This is a genomic window from uncultured Phocaeicola sp. (genome assembly GCF_948499155.1).
Lineage (GTDB): Bacteria > Bacteroidota > Bacteroidia > Bacteroidales > Bacteroidaceae > Phocaeicola > Phocaeicola faecalis.
The window spans coordinates 152,094-172,223 of the sequence record NZ_CAOOSE010000001.1 but is presented as its reverse complement, the minus strand read 5'-3'; the positions used below and the strand labels follow the sequence as shown (position 1 = coordinate 172,223).

The 20,130-nt window shown below is 43.8% G+C and carries 17 protein-coding genes; 8 read left to right on the top strand and 9 right to left on the bottom strand.

Translation table 11 applies throughout. The features are described 5' to 3' along the window. The first annotated feature begins 17 nt into the window (after nucleotides 1–17). Genes QYT14_RS00780 through QYT14_RS00770 form a run of 3 tightly spaced genes read left to right on the top strand, consistent with a single transcriptional unit; the run spans nucleotide 18 to nucleotide 3,943 of the window. Nucleotides 18–374, top strand: a complete 357-nt coding sequence (locus tag QYT14_RS00780; protein ID WP_237038124.1) for a phage holin family protein — start codon at nucleotides 18–20, stop codon at nucleotides 372–374. A 1-nt stretch (nucleotide 375) separates the two neighbouring features. Further along, on the top strand, nucleotides 376–642 hold the full coding sequence (locus QYT14_RS00775) for a hypothetical protein (RefSeq protein ID WP_237038125.1): 267 nt from the start codon (nucleotides 376–378) through the stop codon (nucleotides 640–642). 37 nt (nucleotides 643–679) lie between these two features. Then, nucleotides 680–3,943, top strand: coding sequence for a S41 family peptidase (locus tag QYT14_RS00770; RefSeq protein WP_237038126.1), 3,264 nt, complete (start codon nucleotides 680–682; stop codon nucleotides 3,941–3,943). A gap of 134 nt (nucleotides 3,944–4,077) precedes the next feature. Here the strand turns inward: QYT14_RS00770 and QYT14_RS00765 are convergent, their stop codons facing one another. Next, nucleotides 4,078–4,539: an Lrp/AsnC family transcriptional regulator gene (locus tag QYT14_RS00765; protein ID WP_237038127.1), complete on the bottom strand. Its 462-nt coding sequence runs from the start codon at nucleotides 4,537–4,539 to the stop codon at nucleotides 4,078–4,080. Between the two features lie 176 nt (nucleotides 4,540–4,715). Between QYT14_RS00765 and QYT14_RS00760 the strand changes: the two genes are divergently transcribed. Then, entirely contained in the window at nucleotides 4,716–6,002 is a 1,287-nt protein-coding gene (locus tag QYT14_RS00760) for an O-acetylhomoserine aminocarboxypropyltransferase/cysteine synthase family protein (RefSeq protein ID WP_288324066.1), read from the top strand. 107 nt (nucleotides 6,003–6,109) lie between these two features. On the opposite strand, the gene QYT14_RS00755 is transcribed toward QYT14_RS00760, so the two are convergent. From QYT14_RS00755 to QYT14_RS00735, 5 genes are all read right to left on the bottom strand, one after another. Then, nucleotides 6,110–7,813, bottom strand: coding sequence for a phosphoethanolamine transferase (locus QYT14_RS00755; RefSeq protein WP_237038129.1), 1,704 nt, complete (start codon nucleotides 7,811–7,813; stop codon nucleotides 6,110–6,112). Further along, nucleotides 7,800–8,984, bottom strand: coding sequence for a BamA/TamA family outer membrane protein (locus QYT14_RS00750; protein ID WP_237038130.1), 1,185 nt, complete (start codon nucleotides 8,982–8,984; stop codon nucleotides 7,800–7,802). The genes QYT14_RS00755 and QYT14_RS00750 overlap by 14 nt, the downstream gene beginning before the upstream one ends. A 102-nt stretch (nucleotides 8,985–9,086) precedes the next feature. Continuing rightward, a complete protein-coding gene (locus QYT14_RS00745; protein ID WP_288324065.1) occupies nucleotides 9,087–10,379 on the bottom strand; it encodes a TolC family protein in 1,293 nt (430 codons plus the stop codon). Further along, nucleotides 10,379–13,426: an efflux RND transporter permease subunit gene (locus QYT14_RS00740; RefSeq protein WP_237038132.1), complete on the bottom strand. Its 3,048-nt coding sequence runs from the start codon at nucleotides 13,424–13,426 to the stop codon at nucleotides 10,379–10,381. The genes QYT14_RS00745 and QYT14_RS00740 overlap by 1 nt, the downstream gene beginning before the upstream one ends. An 18-nt stretch (nucleotides 13,427–13,444) precedes the next feature. Beyond that, complete coding sequence (locus QYT14_RS00735) at nucleotides 13,445–14,500, bottom strand: efflux RND transporter periplasmic adaptor subunit (RefSeq protein ID WP_237038133.1); 1,056 nt, start codon at nucleotides 14,498–14,500, stop codon at nucleotides 13,445–13,447. 164 nt (nucleotides 14,501–14,664) lie between these two features. Between QYT14_RS00735 and QYT14_RS00730 the strand changes: the two genes are divergently transcribed. Further along, nucleotides 14,665–15,513, top strand: coding sequence for an AraC family transcriptional regulator (locus QYT14_RS00730; RefSeq protein ID WP_288324064.1), 849 nt, complete (start codon nucleotides 14,665–14,667; stop codon nucleotides 15,511–15,513). Nucleotides 15,514–15,713: 200 nt separating this feature from the next. Here QYT14_RS00730 and QYT14_RS00725 read toward each other — a convergent pair whose 3' ends face one another. The 3 genes from QYT14_RS00725 to QYT14_RS00715 form a co-directional block, all read right to left on the bottom strand. Then, entirely contained in the window at nucleotides 15,714–16,109 is a 396-nt protein-coding gene (locus tag QYT14_RS00725) for a DUF4891 domain-containing protein (protein ID WP_237038135.1), read from the bottom strand. A gap of 13 nt (nucleotides 16,110–16,122) precedes the next feature. Then, on the bottom strand, nucleotides 16,123–16,683 hold the full coding sequence (locus QYT14_RS00720; protein WP_237038136.1) for a DUF308 domain-containing protein: 561 nt from the start codon (nucleotides 16,681–16,683) through the stop codon (nucleotides 16,123–16,125). A 92-nt stretch (nucleotides 16,684–16,775) separates the two neighbouring features. Continuing rightward, nucleotides 16,776–16,919: a hypothetical protein gene (locus QYT14_RS00715; protein WP_237038137.1), complete on the bottom strand. Its 144-nt coding sequence runs from the start codon at nucleotides 16,917–16,919 to the stop codon at nucleotides 16,776–16,778. Between the two features lie 95 nt (nucleotides 16,920–17,014). Between QYT14_RS00715 and QYT14_RS00710 the strand changes: the two genes are divergently transcribed. The 3 genes from QYT14_RS00710 (at nucleotide 17,015) to QYT14_RS00700 (ending at nucleotide 20,124) form a co-directional block, all read left to right on the top strand. Continuing rightward, entirely contained in the window at nucleotides 17,015–17,275 is a 261-nt protein-coding gene (locus QYT14_RS00710) for a YtxH domain-containing protein (protein ID WP_289307892.1), read from the top strand. Between the two features lie 255 nt (nucleotides 17,276–17,530). Further along, on the top strand, nucleotides 17,531–18,724 hold the full coding sequence (trpB, locus tag QYT14_RS00705; protein WP_288324063.1) for a tryptophan synthase subunit beta: 1,194 nt from the start codon (nucleotides 17,531–17,533) through the stop codon (nucleotides 18,722–18,724). Then, nucleotides 18,724–20,124, top strand: a complete 1,401-nt coding sequence (locus QYT14_RS00700; protein WP_288324062.1) for an anthranilate synthase component I family protein — start codon at nucleotides 18,724–18,726, stop codon at nucleotides 20,122–20,124. Before trpB ends, QYT14_RS00700 begins: the two co-directional genes overlap by 1 nt. Nucleotides 20,125–20,130: the final 6 nt, after the last annotated feature.

Below are 20,130 nucleotides of genomic sequence, written 5' to 3'. Positions count from 1 at the left end.
GTAAAAACTAACAGCGAATGTTTGCAAACGATAAGAATATAGACAATCTGCAACAACTCTTCGTAGAACTGAAAAAATATGCAGAGTTGCAAAAAGATTATGTGAAACTGCATTTAGTAGAAAAGCTGACCATATTGATTTCCTCCCTGATTCTGGTATTGGTATTGGTTATTCTAGGTATCATTGCCCTCTTCTACCTTTCTTTTACATTAGCTTATGTATTGGCTCCCCATGTAGGCGGATTGATGGTTAGTTACGGCATCATCACCGGATGTATCATCCTGCTGATTATACTAATCATACTCTTCCGTAAGCGCTTGATTATGCAACCTATGGTTAACTTTCTCGCCAATCTGCTTTTAAACGATGACTGATATGAACAACAACGATTCTAAACATACACCGATTATCACCCTGGAAGAAATAGCCCGGCGGAAAGCCGAGAAACGGGAGGAAGTGCTCAAAGCAAAGGCGCAAATGACCCAAACTTTACACGAATTGTTTGTACCCGAAGAAAATAAAGGTGGTATAGAAGGGATTATGCAACATGTAAATACCGGAATAGCCGTTTATGACGGAGTCATGACCGGCATCAAAATAATGCGGAAAGTAAGAAGCTATTTTGCAAAAAAGAAGAAATAGAAAATCTATAAATTAACACACCTATTAAACAAATCAAATGAAAAGACAACTACTGGGAGTGGCAACTTTTATGTTGGCATTATCCGCACATGCACAAGACAATCCGTTGTGGATGCGTTATTGTGCCATTTCACCTGATGGAACTTCCATCGCATTTACTTATAAAGGAGACATTTACACAGTTCCTGCCAACGGAGGTAAAGCTGCACAGATTACAACCAACGCGGCACATGACACCCACCCCGTGTGGAGTCCTGACGGAAAACAAATTGCGTTTGCTTCCGACCGTATGGGCAGCATGGATATATTCGTGGTAGATAAAGAGGGGGGCATCCCAAAAAGACTGACCACTCACTCTGGAAACGAAACACCCGTGGCATTCAAGGATGCCGACCATCTCCTGTTTCTGGCAAACGTAATGCCGTCAGCCGAAGATGCCCAATTCCCATCCGGACAATTCCAACAAGTATATGAAGTTAGTACCACAGGCGGCCGCCCGATTCTGTTCTCCTCCATGCCTATGGAAGATATCAGCATCAACCAAGCCGGCAATGCTTTGCTCTATCATGACAAGAAAGGCTACGAAGATCCTTGGCGTAAGCATCATACTTCTTCTATCACACGCGACATTTGGCTGTGTTCATTGGATGGAGAACGCAGCTATCGCAAGCTAACCGCTTTCAACGGTGAAGACCGCACCCCCGTATGGGCTTCGGACGGAAAGTCATTCTATTATCTGAGTGAAGAAAAAGGTTCATTCAATGTATTCAAACGTGCTGTAGACGGAACAAATTCCACTCAGCTCACTCACCATACCAAGCATCCCGTCCGTTTCCTTACTGCTGCAAACAATGGTACACTTTGCTACGGATACGATGGGGAAATCTATACCATGAAAGAAGGAGCAGAACCTCAAAAGGTACAAATATCCATCTTAACGGACAAGAACGACAAAGATTTGATTCGCCAAATCAGACAGAACGGTGCAACAGAAATAGCCTTGTCGCCCGATGCTAAAGAAGTGGCGTTCATTTTACGCGGTGACGTTTATGTCACTTCTGTGGAATATAAGACTACAAAACAAATCACCAATACTCCGGAACAAGAACGCGACATCAACTTTGCTCCCGATGGAAGAAGTATCGTGTATGCTTCGGAAAGAAACGGTCTGTGGCAAATCTATCAGGCAAGTCTGAGCAACAAAGAAGAGAAACAATTCACCTATGCTACAGACATTAAAGAAGAGAAACTGACCAATTCCGCCATTGCTTCTTTCCAGCCCCAATACAGTCCTGACGGTAAAGAAATAGCATTTTTGGAAGACCGTACCACGATTCGTGTACTTAACTTGAAAAGTAAAGATGTCCGCACTGTAATGGACGGTAAGTTTGAGTATTCATACAGTGACGGTGACCAATGGTATCAATGGAGCCCGGACAGTAAATGGATTCTCACCAACTATATCGGTATAGGCGGATGGAACAATCAGGATGTAGCTTTGGTTAATGCATCAGGCAACGGAGAAATCCATAACCTGACCGAAAGCGGCTATACAGACACCAATGCCAAATGGGTACTCGACGGAAAAGCGATGATGTGGTATAGCGACCGTGCCGGATATCGCAGCCACGGCAGTTGGGGGGCTGAAGCGGATGTTTATATCATGTTCTTTGACCTTGACGCATACGAACGTTTCCGTATGAATAAAGAAGAGCTTGCCCTTATCGACGAAAATAAGAAAAAAGAGGATGACAAAGAGAAAAAAGAAGATAAGGACGACAAGAAGAAAGAGGATAAAAAGGGAGCAAAGAAAGATAAAAAGAAAGAAGAAGAAGTCAAACCTTTGACTTTCGACCTCGAAAACTGTCGAGACCGAATTGTCCGCCTGACTGTCAATTCTTCTCATTTGGGAGATGCGGTTCTCACACCGAAAGGGGATAAACTATATTATCAAGCTGCTTTTGAAGGAGGATATGATTTATGGGAACATGACCTGAAAGAGAATAAGACGAAGATTGTGATGAAGTCTGTAGGTGGTGGTGCCATGTATCCTGATAAAAAGGGTGAAAACGTATTCTTATGCACAGGTGGAGGCATCAAAAAAGTCAGCGTAAGTACCGGAGAGCCGAAAACAGTCGCATTTGAAGCTTTCTTCGATTATCAACCATACGGTGAACGTGAATATATCTTCAACCACGTATGGCAACAAGTGGAAGATAAATTCTATGTGAAAGACCTGCATGGAGTAGATTGGAAAGGCTATCGTGAAGCCTATTCACGTTTCTTGCCTTACATCAACAACAACTATGACTTCCAGGAAATGTTAAGTGAACTGTTGGGCGAACTGAACGGCTCTCATACCGGTGCCCGTTATTATGGTTCGGGAGCCTCTCTTTCCACAGCCGCTTTAGGGGTATTCTATGACGAGACCTACGATGGAGACGGTTTGAAAATAAAAGAGGTATTGGCCAAAGGGCCCTTCGCCATTAAGAAAACTGACGTTACTCCGGGATGTATCATCGAAAAGATAGACGGCAAACCAATTTTAAAAGGCCAGGATTATTTCCCGCTACTGGAAGGCAAAGCCGGTCGAAAGGTATTGCTTGCCATGTATAATCCCGCTAATGGAAAACGATTTGACGTGACCATCAAAGCCATCAGTAGTGGCGAACAGAGCAATCTGCTTTACAAACGTTGGGTGGAACGTTGCCGCAAGAGCGTGGATAAGTTGTCGGGCGGTCGTGTAGGCTATGTGCATGTCAGAGGTATGGACAGCCAAAGTTTCCGCGAAGTATACAGTGAATTGCTCGGACGCTGCCGCAATAAAGAAGCCGTCATTGTAGACACACGCCACAATGGAGGCGGTTGGCTACACGATGATTTGGCTACTTTGCTGAGTGGTAAAGAGTACCAGCGTTTTGTTCCACGCGGACAATATATCGGTAGTGACCCGTTCAATAAATGGCTCAAGCCTTCCTGCGTATTGGTTTGCGAGGATAATTATAGTAATGCACACGGTTTCCCATGGGTATATAAAGAACTGAAGATTGGTAAACTGATTGGTGCGCCCGTTCCGGGAACTATGACTGCCGTGTGGTGGGAAACACAGATTGACCCGACTATCGTATTCGGCATTCCACAGGTAGGCTGTATGGATATGCGCGGACAATATGCCGAGAACCAGTTGCTTACACCTCACATCGAAGTGTATAATGCCCCCGAAAAGGCACTGACAGGAGAAGACCAACAGTTGGAAGCCGCCGTACAGGAAATGCTGAAAACCGTAGGTGAAAAGAAGTAAAAAAGCAACTTTTTACACGTTAGTACGTGTGGCCTTATGCATACGTATGTATAGCCCCACACGTACTAACGTATCGGCTTATGCATACTAACGTGTGAGCCCACACATACTAACGTGTTTTTTAAAACGCTTTTTTATATATGTATTCCATACTCATGCTTCACTTCATCCATCACAAATGTGCTCTCCAGCGAGCCCAGACTATCGATGGTTCCCAACACATTTAATATAAACTCTTGATAATATTTCATATTGGGAGCATGTATCTTGAGCAGATAATCATAACTTCCCGAAATATTATAGCATTCCGTCACTTCGGGAATATCTTGTATCATGCGGGTAAATTCAGCTGCAATATCCCGATTAAGCCTCCTGAGCTTCACACTGCAAAATACCACAAACCCCTGATTCAGTTTCTCGGCATCAAGCACTGCTATATATTTTTTTATGTATCCCCCACTTTCAAGGCGCTTGAGGCGTTCAAATACCGGAGTGGAAGACAAACTGACGCGTGCCGCCAGTTCTTTTGTGGTAAGCCGTGCATTTTCTTGTAATGTACGAAGTATCTGCAAATCTGTTTTATCTAATGTATCCATAGTGAAATATTCTTTTAAAGTATGCCATTCGAAAGCAGGACTATGAGCTTTTTCTTTATACAATAGCAAATATAGATATATTTTCCGTATTTCTTCAATATCTTGTTTGATATTACTGCCAATCATAACTTTGCATAAAATAAATCAATAATCAGTTTTACTAAAAGAATACAACTATGGCAACTAGGAAATTACATTTCGAGACATTACAACTCCATGTAGGACAAGAACAACCCGATGTAGCAACAGATGCGCGTGCAGTTCCCATTTACCAAACCACTTCTTATGTGTTCCATGACTCTGCCCATGCAGCCGCACGTTTCGGTTTGCAAGACCCAGGCAATATCTATGGCCGACTGACCAACTCCACCCAAGGTGTCTTTGAACAGCGCGTAGCAGCATTGGAAGGAGGAGTAGCCGGACTTGCAGTAGCTTCGGGTGCAGCTGCCATTACATACGCACTCCAGAACATCACCCGTGCCAGCGACCATATTGTTGCGGCCAAAACAATTTATGGAGGAAGTTATAATCTGTTGGCACACACCCTGCCCGAGTATGGTATAACCACCACTTTTGTCGACCCGAATGACTTATCCAATTTTGAAAATGCAATTCAGGAAAATACCAAGGCTTTGTTTATCGAGAGTCTGGGTAATCCCCATTCCAATATTATCGATATAGAAGCGGTAGCAGATATCGCACACCGTCATCAGATTCCTCTGATTGTAGACAATACTTTCGGAACTCCTTACCTCATCCGCCCCATAGAACATGGAGCAGACATCGTGGTACATTCGGCAACTAAATTTATCGGCGGACACGGTACTTCTTTGGGAGGTGTCATTGTAGATTCCGGCAGATTTGACTGGGCAGCCTCAGGCAAATTTTCCCAACTGACCGACGCTGATGCCAGTTATCATGGAATCCGTTTTATCGATGCGGCAGGAGCAGCGGCTTATGCTACCCGTATCCGTGCCATTTTGCTACGCGATACAGGAGCAGCTATCAGCCCGTTCAATGCCTTTATCCTACTGCAAGGGCTGGAAACTCTTTCTTTGCGTGTGGAGCGTCATGTAGAGAATGCACTGAAAGTGGTGGAATTCTTAAATCAACACCCCAAAGTGGAAAAAGTAAATCACCCGTCATTGCCCGGACATCCCGACCATGCCTTATACAACCGCTACTTTCCTCATGGGGCCAGCTCTATCTTTACAATCGAAGTGAAAGGAGGGCAGGCAGAAGCCCATAGATTCATCGACAGCCTCGAAATATTCTCTTTGCTAGCTAATGTAGCGGATGTAAAATCACTGGTTATCCATCCGGCAAGTACAACTCATTCACAGCTAAATGAGCAAGAACTCAAGGAGCAGGAAATCTATCCGGGAACTGTACGGCTATCTATCGGAACAGAGCATATTGATGACCTGTTGGCCGATTTGGAACAGGCACTTGATAAAATTTAAAAGTGCAAAAACAAACTTGTACATGAGGATATGTCAAAATAAAAGCGGTCTGCCCTATTGTCAACAACAATGTGACAGAAGCGTTCAGATTTTGACACATCCATCTGTCATGGATACATCATGTTTCTTTTTTCAAGCTGTGTAATGTCTTTCTTCTCCAACCCGATTTTATCTAAAGGTTTAGGAAGATTATGGTCATTCAAGTAATAACGGGGACGAACGACATATCGCTCACTGGCAACAGACAAACTATCTTCTTTATAGCTAGTCTGTATGCCACCCAAAGACAGCATGGAATGGAAGACAGATGCATTACCCGCCACCGGCTTTTCACGATTCATGCACACTGCCTCATATTGAACAGGATTTCCTTCACGATATGCCTCAGACATCCAAATCAGGAACGGGACATGCAACTGATAGTATGACGGTACCGGAGACGCGTGCAAAAACAGCTTTCGGCTATCATCAAAAATATCCTCTCCATGGTCGGAAGTATAAAGCATAGCCGATGAAGCATTCGTGCGTTGCAACATTTCAATCAATGACGCCAAGAAACTGTCCGTATAACGAATTGTGTTATCATACGCATTCAATAAATACTCACGGTTCTCATATTTCGCATCGGTCAAGCTATCCGGCCTAAACACAGCCATGTCTGAAGGATAGCGTTCTTTGTAATTAAAATGAGAGCCATACATGTGCAACACGATAAACAACTTCCGGTGTCCGTCATTCAGCTGCTTATCCACCAACGTCAATAGTTCATCATCTGAAATGTTCGCCTCCTCAGATACATCTTCTTTTATAAATTTCCATTCATCCGCCTCCATTCCGAAGAAATCGATAAAAGAATGATTAGGCCGCTGATTGGAAAAGAATGCAGTGTGAAACCCTGCTTCTTTAAAAGCGGTAATGATACCTTTCTCCCGATATATACGGTCATAATTTTCGGCAGAAGCTCCCGACAGAAGCATCGGCACACTTTTATGCGTTGTATTTGATTGGGTAAGTACATCTGTAAATGCAACGAGGCCTTCCGTTTTATCCAGTAGCGGAGTGGTATTCCGTTCATATCCATACAGTCCGAAATTGCAAGCCCTTGCAGTCTCCCCCACTACCAATACATATATTTCCGCCTCATCCTTATCATGCGTAGCTTGTGCACCAAACGTAAAGTCCTTCGAACTCTCTTGATAACCGGCCGTTTCACCGGCACGCTCTATCGCCAAAGTCAGATTATAACACACATTGACCGGATACATATCGAGCTTCATTTCATAATCTTCATTGTCCACATAACATAATGCAGTCAGAATCACTCCCACTCCCATTACCATCCGGGCATATCTCCTCTGCCGGTATAGAAAACATGAATCCAACTTCTTGTCTCCCGTTATCGAAACAATGCCCAAAGCCAAAGTAGGCAAATAGACCACAAACACACCGATTACAGCAGGCAACAGATTGTCCAGCAGCTCCATTGCCTCACCTGAATTGGTTGTCAGCAAATTCAGAAACATATCGACTGCTATAATAGACTGTCCGAAAAGGTAAAGCAAAACCAACTGAAAAGCGGCAAAAAAGACAAAGGGGAACAATATCCATATCATCTTTCCCGGCTTCCGGCTCAGCGTCATCACCATCCAATATACCGATACCGGCAAAACTATATTGCATATACGTGCCAATAAAGGCATTTGCTCTGTGAAAAACAATGCCACATTAGGAATAGCCAATACAATTATAAACAGAAAGAATAATTGTTCCGGCTCACAACACCATTGATAAATCTCTTTAAAACGCTTCATTTATATTAAATAAAAATCCTGATTGTCCGTTCTTTCCAAATCCATAATCAAGACGGACATTCACATTCTTCTTAAATTCCCAACGGTATCCGATGCCATAATTGGGCAAGACATGATTGGCACGCAGTGCACTGAACTTATTAAATACCGTTCCCGCACCAATCCATGCCACTATACCATTACGCTTCCAAATATGCTGGCGCAATTCTATCTGCCCTTCCATTTTATGTTTATCACGGTAACGGCCTTCATAATAGCCACGCATAGAGTAAGAGTTTCCCAGCAAAGCCATCATTGACCAAGAGGGATTGCCGAAATTAAACACACCTCTAAACTCTCCGGCAAGCAAACCGCCTTTCCAAACAGGATGATAGTAACTGGTTCGCAAATCAGTGGTACTGAAAGCATAATCATTCCCCATAAACTTGGGACGGAAACATTGCGATAAGTTCAAGTAATATCCTTTATGCGGATTGGTCAACACATCACGCGAATCGTACACCAAGGAAAAGCCGGCCCCATAATTGGTGGTAGTCAAATCCATCCCTTCCATCAATTCGGGACGTTCCAAATTCTTTCCACGCACATAATCGTAAGCCACCATCGGTCCCAAATATAAATTATCCGTCAACTTAAACAAGAAGCTGGCCTTTATCTGTGCCTGCCAACGGTCCATATCCGTTTCGTTGGCATCCACATTTCCCATGTCATATCCCATTCCCCAGAATTTGGAAGGGAAAGAATAGAAGTATAAAGTATAATCCAAACGGTATTTATCTTGCGGAAAGATATGGGTGCCACGAATTCCCAGTAGATAAAAACCTACCGTAGACACATCGCCGAATAAAGAAACATTGGAAGGAGGAAGGATAGTATCATTCCTGTCCGAGCGGTAAAGCCCGGCAGCCACCAGTCCAAGTCCCAACTTGGTATCCGTACTATAATGAGGCCCGCCGATAATACTGAAGTCAAACTTTTTATGCTTCTTGTTTTTGTTCGCATCATTAAAGTAGTCAAGAAACTTATTGAAGAAGCTTCTTTTCTGTACCGTGCTGTCTTTGTGTTGTATCGTATCTGTTGGCAACTCAAACAACTCACTATGTCCGGGAGTTGCATAAGCCATGCCTGCCATACATACGAATATCCATGTCAAAAGTAACAATTTCTTCATAATGTATTCATATATAAGAAAAAAAGCAGATTTGGATGCAAAGATAATCCAAACCTGCTTTAAAGTGGCATTTTAAATTATAAGATTTTGGTCTGAAATTACTTATTTCTGTCCTAAATACCTTATACCGGTGGCTTTCCTATAATCTGCCAATGCTATTTTCTGCTCATAATAAGACTGGATGAGGTTTGTATATGCCTGTACCCAAGTCAACTGTGCAGAAAGTACATCCAGAATAGTCAGCTTACCTTCTGTATAACTAAATGTATTCAAATCCAAATTCTCTTCTGCTAACTTGCAGTTTTCTTTAGCAATGTCTATCTGACGGGTATTTTCAGTCAGACTAGTCCATGCTTTAGCTACTTCTTTCGTGATTTGGTCTTGTTTATCTTGCAAAGCATACTGCTTGCCAAGTAAAATCGCTTTTTGTGCAGCCGTCGACTTAAATCGCGCTCCCCAATGGAACAGTGGCAACTTGACAGAGGCATACACATTACTATTAAACATTGTTTCGCCTGAAATGTTCAACATTTGTGTGCCCCAAGTCTCTTTAAAGCCAATAGACAAAGACGGATTATACTTTGCAGCAGCCAGGCTGACCTGTCTTTTTTGATAATCCACATCCAACTGAGAAATGGCGTAATCAGGGCGGACATTCAGCGCAGCATCGGCACCGATATAAGCAGGCAGAGGCAACTCGACAAAAATGGAATCAAGCAGACCGACTTCGTTATCCGGTTCCAAGCCCATCAGCACATTCATGTTCTGCAAAGCTATCTGATAAGACTGATAACTGCTGGAACGTTGCAACTCAGCCTCTTTCAGGCGAGTCTGCATTTGTATCAAATCTGTTTTACTGATATAGCCGTCATCATACTTATCTTGTAACACTTTAGTCAACTGACCGATAATTTCTACATACTGACACATCGTTTGATACATCTCCTTCTGAGCCGCAGTTCCCCAATAACTGGCTTCTGCGGCGTAGATAAGATTATCGGTGGTCAAATCTACCGATTTATCAGCTATCCGAGACTGGATTTGTGATGCCTTGTAAGTATGATAAATACTTCCTCCTGCATAAATAGGTTGGGCAACTCCCACTTCGGCACTGTAAGAATCATGCTCCATAGGAACAGCCATTCCGCCAAAATCCATATCATATTTATTGATGCGATACTGATAACTTCCCGTTGCATCTACTGCGGGGAAGAAAGCGGTTTTCGCGGCTTTCATTGCTTTCTGCATAGCAGTACGTTGTGCTACACTCTGCTTTAAAGTCTGGCTATAATCCAACACCTTCTGTTCGAACTCCGTATAATTTACGGTAGTCTGAGCCGAAACCGTACCGGACAAGCACACCATTCCAAGTATATATATAAAGTTTGTTTTCATTATCTGTCTGCTCTGATTTTAAAGAATATACAATAAGTCACCGGAAGCACGAAGATGGTGAGAATGGTCGATACAAACAAACCACCCATAATGGTAGCCGCCATACCAGCAAACATCGCATCACCCAGCAAAGGAAGCATACCTAAAATGGTAGTTCCCGATGCCATAGTTACCGGAACAATACGTGTCTTGGTAGCCTCAACCACAGCAGGTACCGCCCCTTTGCCGTCTTTCAGTTGAAGGCCGATTTCGTCTACCAGTACAATCGCATTCTTGATATTCATACCAATCAAGCCCAATAAGCCCAAAATGGCAAAAAAGTCAAGCGATTTACCGAACAGCAACAGTCCCCATACCACACCGATGAACACCAACGGCAGCATCAGCATAATCAATACCGGCTTGCGATAGTTGCTCGGGAAAAGGAACAACAAAACAACATAAATCAACAAGAATGTCACCGGAATATTTTTTGCCAAAGCTGCATTACTTACATCTTGTGTCTCCTGTTCACCAAAGTATTTCATCTTATAGCCTTCGGGCAACTGCATCTGTTCCTGTACGGCTGCCAACACCTGCTTAAAGGCAGCCATCGTATTGGCACCGCGTTTCGGCTCACACTGCATCATCATGCAACGTTCACGGTTGAAACGACGCACTACATTATAATCATACCCCAACGAAAAATTGTCAATCACTTGCTCCACCTTCACAGAGTTTCCTTTCGTACTGAATACCGGAACACTCTTCACATCATTCAGGTTCATACTTTCCGCATCTTCATCCTTCAACAGGATAGGAAGTGAAATATCTCCCTCACGATATTCGCCCAACGGCAGACCATTGGTAGCCGTACGGAATGAATTGGCAACCTGTTGGCGGGTAATGCCAAGGCGCAATCCTTTCTGTTGTGAAAACATCGGTTTCCATACCGGCACCTTATCGCCCCAGTTAGAGCGTATATCCGTCACCATATCACATTCGTGTGCAATCTTCTTTGCACGCTCCACCAAGGCGGTCAGCGTATCCGGATTCTCACCGATAAATCCGATTTCAATGGCAGCTTCGGGCACCGGTGACAACGCAAACAATGCCGAACGGGTAATGATATTCGGGAAATTCTGAGTCATGTGTTCATAGAACTGCTGCTCCACTTCGGCTGCATCCTCAGGATTCTTTGTCTCCACCATTACATTGGCATAGTTGGACTTCGGACCGAAAGAAGAACTTGCCAGGTAGTAACGCAGCGGGGTGCCGCCTAAAGTTACAGAATAAGACTTCACTTTCTCATTCTTCTTCAGATAATCTTCCACTTTCATCACATCTTCGTCTACCGCATGAATGCTGAAACCTTCCGGAAATACCAAGTCGGCACGGAAATAAGGTTTGTTCATCTTCGGGAAGAAACTCTGAGGCATGACTGCCATGATGACCAGCGAAAGCACCAAAGTAACAAACACAGTAGTCAGTGTTATAAAACGGCGCTTAATCAGCAAAGTCAGAAGCTTCTCAAACTTATGATAGATTTTGGTATCGTACGGGTCTTTGCCTTCACTGCCGGGAGTAGCCTCTTTCAAGATAAAGTTTCCGAAAGTCGTAGTCTGGCATAAAGCCAAAATCCAACTTAAGCCCAGCGAAACAGCCAACACGATAAATAGCGGTTTTACAATCTCAGCCACCGATGCAGGAGCCAGATACAACGGCAGGAACGAACAAATGGCAATAAAAGTCGCTCCCAGCAATGCCCATTGCGGCTTGATGGCGCCTTCTATCAGAGAGAGATAGCGAGACTTTCCGCGCTTGATACCGATTTGGGCATTATCCGTCACCACGATGGCATTATCCACCAGCATACCCATGGCAATGATAAATGCAGCCAAAGAAGTACGGTTCAAGCCCACTCCCCACATCAACATGATAAGCAAGGTACCTCCTACAGAGAACAACAGCGAACTACCAATCAGCATACCGGCACGCGAGCCCATCACTACAAAGATAATCAGAATCACAATAACCAACGACTCTATCAAATTGAGAATAAATCCGTTATTGGCTTCATCCGCAATTTTATCTTCAGGATAAAGAGAAGACAACTCAATACCGATAGGCAACAATTGTTCTATCTCCGACAAACTTTTATCCACCGCTTTACCAACAGCCACCACATTATCCTTTGCGCCACTGGCTACGCCGATACCGATGGCACGTTTGCCATTGACACGCATCAGTGTTGAAGGCGGGTCATAATAGCCGCGTTCCACCGTTGCAATATCTCCTAAACGCACTTCACGTCCATCTTTGCTGACAATCAGTTGGTTCTCAATATCTTCAAGGCTGGTATAAGTACCTTCTGTGCGCAAGCGCAACTGGTAAATATCAGTAGCGATATCTCCCGTATTGACTTGTACATTCTGTTTTTGCAGAATCCCCATAATAGAAGTCGGGTCAATGCCCAAAGACGACAACTTGGAAGTAGATATCTTCACATTAATTACTTCCGTCTGCTCACCATAGAGCATCACCTTCTGCACACCCTCAATCGGGGTAAGCTGCGTACGGATACGCTGTGCCCAGTCACGCAGGTCCTTGTATGAAAAGCCCTCGTCGGCTGTCAGTGCATAATAAATACCATACACATCGCCAAAGTCATCGTTCACCGTGATAGTAGATGCACCGCCAGGCAATTTCGGCTGGATGTTTGCCACCTTACGACGCAACTCATCCCACTTCACCGGCATATAATCAGGGTCGATAGTAGGTTGCAACTCTATAGAAATCTTAGACAATCCGAAGTAAGATTCCGATTTAATCTGATATACATCAGTCATTGACTGAATCTCACGTTCAATCGGTTCGGTTATCAATTTCTCCACTTCATGCGGATTCGCACCCGGATATTGGGTAACAAGAACCGCCGTCTTTATCACGAAAGGCGCATCCTCTTTCTTCGGCAACTTAAAGAAGGAGATAACTCCACCTATCAATAAGATAGCCAGAAAAAAGTAGATAACCTTCCGGTTCTCCAGAGAATATTTTGGAATATTCATGATTCGTCCTCTCCTCTTTTATTCGGTTAATATTTTAACTTGCTGGCCGTCTACGAGATAAGAAGCTCCCGCGGCCACCACTTGCTCACCGGCCTTCACCTCTCCGCTCACAATTAAATCATTACGTCCCACAATGGTTCCTTCGTCATAAATCTTACGTTTCTCTACTTTCTGAGTAGACGGATTATAAATGAATACAATCTTATTATTCAGAGTATTATCAAATACTACGGCAGACAACGGAACCGTGATTCCTTCTTTTACCGTTTCATTTTCAATATTAACTACCACACGGCACGAAAAGCCCACCGACACCTGGTATTTCTTCAAATCAAATTCAGGGTCGTCAATATAGAGGAACACAGGAACTCCGGCACCGTCTTGCGATGCTTCCACATACTCTTTCACCTTTGCTTGAAACAGCTTGCCTTTATAAGCATCAAATTCCACAAAAATACTTCCGTGAGAAGTGACGTAAGCAATATTTGTTTCAGGGATGGTAAATTCCACTTGCAATTTAGTGGGGTTAACCAGACAAACCACACCTTGTCCCGGTTGTACACGCTGGTAGTTTTCCACATATTTCTTTTGGATAAATCCATCAAACGGTGCACGCAACTTTGTATCGTTCAATGTATTCTGTGCATTTTCGAATGCAGACTTCGCATTGGTGTAAGATGCCTGAGTCGTTTCAAACTCCTGCATGGATATGGCATTTTTCATCAACAGCTTTTCTGCACGTTGCATCTGCGATGCCGCTTTCTGAAACGAAGCTCTCTTTGCATCATAGTCCAACTTATAGTCTGTCGGGTCAATTTCAGCCACTACATCTCCCTTTTTCACTCTCTGCCCTTCGAGTACATTCATAGCCACCAGCGGGCCGGACATCTTAAACGCAAGGTCACTGAATTGGTCGGGCGACACTACGCCTGAATAGGATTTCTCAATTTTGTTTAACAACGCCACTTCCGCCAACTTCACCGGGCGGGGTCCTCGTTCCTGAGCAGGTTGCTGTCCACATGAACAGAACAACACCACACTCACTGCCACAATAGACAATTTTCTACATTTCATACTGTTAATCTTCACATTTGTTTTCGGATGCAAAGTTCTCACATTTATTAAATGTGCACAAGTGCTAACAGTAAGATATATTAGTCTATTTTTAAGCATTTTCTTTGTAATCTGCTTAAACTGCCCTATATTTGTGGTGTATAACCAAAATCTTCTTTATTTTTATGAAGTACACAGACGACATTAACATCTTTAAACCGAACAAAGATTTCATAGCAGAAATTGACATAACCGGTGCTTTCGGACGTATCTACCACTACCCACAGCGTATGAATGGTTGTCTGTTTATTCTTTGCCTGCGTGGTGAGTGTGACATGACTATCCACTTGTCCGAACACAAAATAAAGGAGAATGATATTGTCACTATCCTGCCCGACACCTTTGTACATGTCATCCGGCAGAGTCATGACTGTCGGTTATTTCTGGCAGGATTCAATAAAGAACTATTGAATGGCGCCAACTTTTTCAACTCTACCATGAATTATCTCTCGGCTCTGATTGAAATGCCGGTCATCTCATTGCAACCCCGGATAACGGCGTTGTTTCAGGATTATTTTATGCTATTGATAAAAATGGGACGAGTCGACGAGCAACCCACCAAAGAGTTAGTCAGTACCATGTTGCTGACCATTCTGCACGGGGTAGGCAGCATCCATCAAAACACAGAAACAGACAAACGCTCTTTCAACCGGGGGGAAGAGATTGTGAAACGGCTTGTACAATATATCATCAAGCACTATATCAACGAACGAAGTGTTTCTTTTTATGCAGATTTGTTGCACGTTTCTCCCCAACACCTCAGTACCACTGTAAATAAGGTGACAGGCAAAACGGTGACGGACATTATAGCCAAACTGGTTATTACCGATGCACAAGCCAAACTAAAGTCGACAGATATGACCATTCAGGAAATAGCTTACTCACTCAATTTCCCCGACATTTCTTTCTTTGGAAAGTATTTCAAACGATATACGGGGATGTCGCCGAAGCAATACAGGGAGAGTATAGAATAAAGTAATGCATAGCTTGGAAAAGCCTATTGCGATAGCTTAACCACGGCCGTGGTTAAGCCTGCTCACCACCGTGGTTAGACTTAGTCACAGTCGTGGTTAAAGTTAACCACGGCCGTGGTTCATGTATATTTTCCTTTCATTAATAAAAGAGGAAACGGAAGCATTGTACGCTGACAGAGTACGTCATGAATGGTTATTTACTACTTCATCCAGGAAGGAATATACCGTAACTGCAAATATTGCTCGCCGGCCTGAATATAATTCCCTTCAAATGCCCAGTCCCGGATTCGGTAAACTTTCAATCTCTTCAGCAAGTAGTCTTCCACTCTGAAAGACTGTTTCTTACAGAAAGAAAGCACTTTTACACTGCCATCGGCAAACACTTTGGCACGCACCTTTACTGTTTTGATAGCAACTCCGCGAGGGATAGGACGCCCCTTTTTATAATCCACCCACAAAATAGCTTTTGCCTTTTCTCCTTCACAGCCTCCGGCGCCTTCATCTTTGCCTGAGTCTGCGGTAACAGCCCCATTTTTACACGCAGAAGCAATCAATAAGCATAATACAATCAATAAGTAGTTCAGTCGTTTTTTCATAAATATATTAAGTTTAAATCTCTTCAATAGGGGTCACATCCTCTATCACAGGGGTGTGGATGTCTTTCTTCTGACGAAAACGAATAATGTTCACCAAGTCCGAAAGTCCATAAACAATGCTGCTGACTCCCAATATGATGAAAGGCACAGTGGCAGCCGTAAACGGATTAAACAGAACAACAATGCCCGCAATAAGTACCAATACGGGAACAATAAAGAAACCTCCCGGCACAACCGTCCAACTGCGGGCGGCAGACAAGTTTACAATCTGGCTGACACCTGCCAACACAAGAACAGCTCCCAACACATACATCAGGATACCGACAAAGAATGCCGGCATAATCATCAGCCAAAGGCCGAACAGCAGACTACCCAGTCCGGCTATGGGAAAAGACATCCCATTCTGCTTGCCATGGGTGAGATAACCAAAGACAGAAAATAAGCCGGGCACCAGAAACAAAACTCCGATGGTAATTACCAGATACAGAATGGCAGCTTCGGGCCATGCTACCAATAATACGCCCAACACCAATGCACAGATGCATCGGATTATAGAATAATTCATTGTTTTCATTGTTATTACTTTTTATACTATTACGCTTTTACAGAAAATCAACAGGCGAATATACAGAATATTTCCGAAAAAGAACAGGAAAAGGCAGGGAATTAATCCACTGCCTCTATTTGTTCTGTTTCCGGTAAGCCCTGCTCGTTCTCATCCTCGTCAATCAATATAGCCCAAAAGAGCCACCACAACAATAACGCAGCCAATACCACCGCTCCTATTCTTATCCAAAGTTTACGTTTCATCTTATTTCCTTTTTAATGATTTATTAACTGATGCATTAAAAACCATTCACACAGCCGAAATGTTCATAGATAAAACCAATTAAATGAATAAGATTATGAGTAATGGAAAATTTTTCGTCGGACTGGCGCTGGGTGCGTTGGTCGGCAGTGCATTGAGTTGTTTTGCCCACAGCAATAGAGGACGCAAACTGAGAAGAGACCTTTATGATACTATTCAGGACTTGGAAGAAGATGCGTATGATTTCGCACACCGAGCCAAGCATAAAGCAGAAAGAGTAGGTGGCGAAGTGATGGAAAAAATGAACCAACAGGCCGAAGTGGTTAAAGGCAAATTGAACGAAGTTACCAATAAATAGAAAAAAAAGTAAGTTTTTCTTTGGAGATAAAATCAAAACGATTACATTTGCACCGAATTAGAAACAGAAAAAATGAAAAGAATATTAGTAAATACATATTGGTGGCGTCCCTTGCAACTGAATAAGTCGTAAGAGAACCAGACCGTGTGTATATACTTAGCATTCTAAAAGGATATTCAGATGAAGGCCTGTCGTACTTACGACAGGCCTTTTTTCGTTTATGCAAATTACAAGAAATTAAATACATCAATCACAATGAAAACTTATCAAGTAAACAATGAAGGTTATTACGGCGAGTTCGGAGGAGCCTATATCCCCGAGATTCTTCACCGCTGCGTAGAGGAACTGAGAAACGCCTATTTAAATGTATTGGATAGTGAAGACTTCAAACAAGAATTCAATGATTTGTTGCGCCACTATGTGGGACGCCCTTCCCCGCTCTATCTTGCCCGTCGGCTAAGCGAAAAGTACGGCTGTAAAATATATCTGAAACGTGAAGACCTGAATCATACAGGAGCACACAAAATAAATAATGCCATCGGGCAAGTATTACTTGCCAAGCGTATGGGGAAAAGCCGCATCATCGCCGAGACCGGAGCCGGTCAGCACGGAGTGGCAACCGCAACCGTTTGTGCACTGATGAATATGCAATGCATTGTTTATATGGGTAAAACCGATGTAGAACGCCAACATGTCAATGTAGAGAAAATGAAAATGCTGGGAGCTGAGGTCCGCCCTGTCACATCGGGCAACATGACACTGAAGGACGCTACCAATGAAGCGATTCGAGACTGGTGTTGTCACCCCACCGATACATATTATGTAATCGGCTCTACGGTAGGGCCTCATCCTTATCCCGACATGGTAGCAAGACTGCAATCTGTCATTAGTGCAGAAATCAGGAAACAACTGAAAGAGCACGAAGGTCGTGACTATCCCGATTATCTGATGGCCTGCGTGGGTGGAGGAAGCAATGCTGCCGGTACTATTTTTCACTATATCGATGACGAACGTGTGCAAATCGTATTGGCCGAAGCCGGCGGGAAAGGCATAGAGACAGGGATGTCGGCAGCTACTATCCAACTGGGAAAGATGGGAATCATACACGGAGCAAAAACATTGGTCATCCAGAACGAGGACGGACAGATAGAAGAACCTTATTCTATCTCTGCGGGACTGGATTATCCGGGTATAGGCCCCATGCATGCCAACCTTGCCCAACAGAAGCGGGCTATGGTTCTGGCTATCAATGATGATGAGGCCATACGAGCCGCATTTGAACTGACCCGCCTGGAAGGTATCATTCCGGCGTTGGAATCGGCTCATGCACTGGGTGCACTCGACAAGATGCACTTCCGCCCCGAAGATGTAGTGGTACTTACCGTTTCGGGACGGGGAGACAAGGATACAGAAACTTATTTGAATAACAAACCGGAAGAAGCAAGATAATGAAAACATTTACTTATACAACTAAGCACAAGACGATGTTGGGTGACCTTCATACTCCGGTAAGCACTTACCTGAAAGTACGCGACATCTTCCCACAAAGTGCACTGATGGAAAGCTCCGACTATCACGGAAGCGAAAATAACCGTTCCTTTATCGGACTGAACCCCATTGCCAGCATCGGCATCAACCATGGAGTCGCCACCACCACTTACCCCGACGGCAGCACAGAAGAGCATACCATTACCGACGGCTACAAGGTAGATTATGTCATAACCGATTTTCTGAACCATTTTAAAGTAAGCGGAGAATACAATCATTATTGCGGTCTGTATGGCTACACCACTTTCAATGCAGTGCGCTATTTTGAGCATATTGATGTAAAAGACAGTCGCGACCCCAAAAATGACGCTCCCGAAATGCTCTATATCTTATATAAGTATCTGATTGTCTTTAATGATTTCCGCAATGAAATGCTTCTGCTTGAAATGCTTCAGGACCATGAGGAGACCCATCTCGACTATATAGAAAAAGCCATCCATAACCGCAACTATACGACCTACGATTTCCACGCCATAGGCGAAACGACCAGCACGCTGACCGATGAGGAGCATAAGGCAAATATCCGGAAAGGCATAGGCCACTGCATGCGTGGTGATGTGTTCCAAATCGTTCTCTCGCGTCGGTTCATCCAGCGTTATGAAGGTGATGACTTCAAACTCTATCGCGCATTGCGGAGTATCAATCCTTCACCTTATTTGTTTTATTTCGACTTTGGCGGATTCCGTATCTTCGGTTCATCTCCCGAAACACATTGCAAAATAGAAGGAGGCCGTGCCACCATCGACCCCATTGCAGGAACAACCCGCCGCAGCGGAGACAAGCAAACAGATGCCGAACTCACGGCTGCCTTACTTGCCGACCCGAAAGAAAATGCCGAACACGTGATGCTGGTAGATTTGGCACGCAACGACCTGAGCCGTAACTGTAAAGATGTGCAAGTAGAATTCTATAAAGAACCTCAGTATTACAGTCATGTCATTCATCTGGTGAGCCGTGTCAGCGGTGAACTGAATCAAAATGCCAATCCCATCAAAACATTCATCGACACATTTCCGGCCGGTACCCTGAGTGGAGCCCCTAAAGTAAAGGCGATGCAACTCATCAGCCAATATGAGCCGCACAGCCGTGGAGCCTACGGTGGCTGTATCGGGTTCATCGGACTAAACGGTACACTGAATCAGGCAATCACTATCCGCACCTTCGTCAGCCGGAACAATGAACTTTGGTTTCAAGCCGGAGGCGGAATTGTAGCAAAAAGCAACGAAGAATATGAACTGCAAGAAGTAAACAATAAACTGGGAGCACTTAAAAAAGCAATTCTCCTGGCAGAACAAATGTAAAAAGAC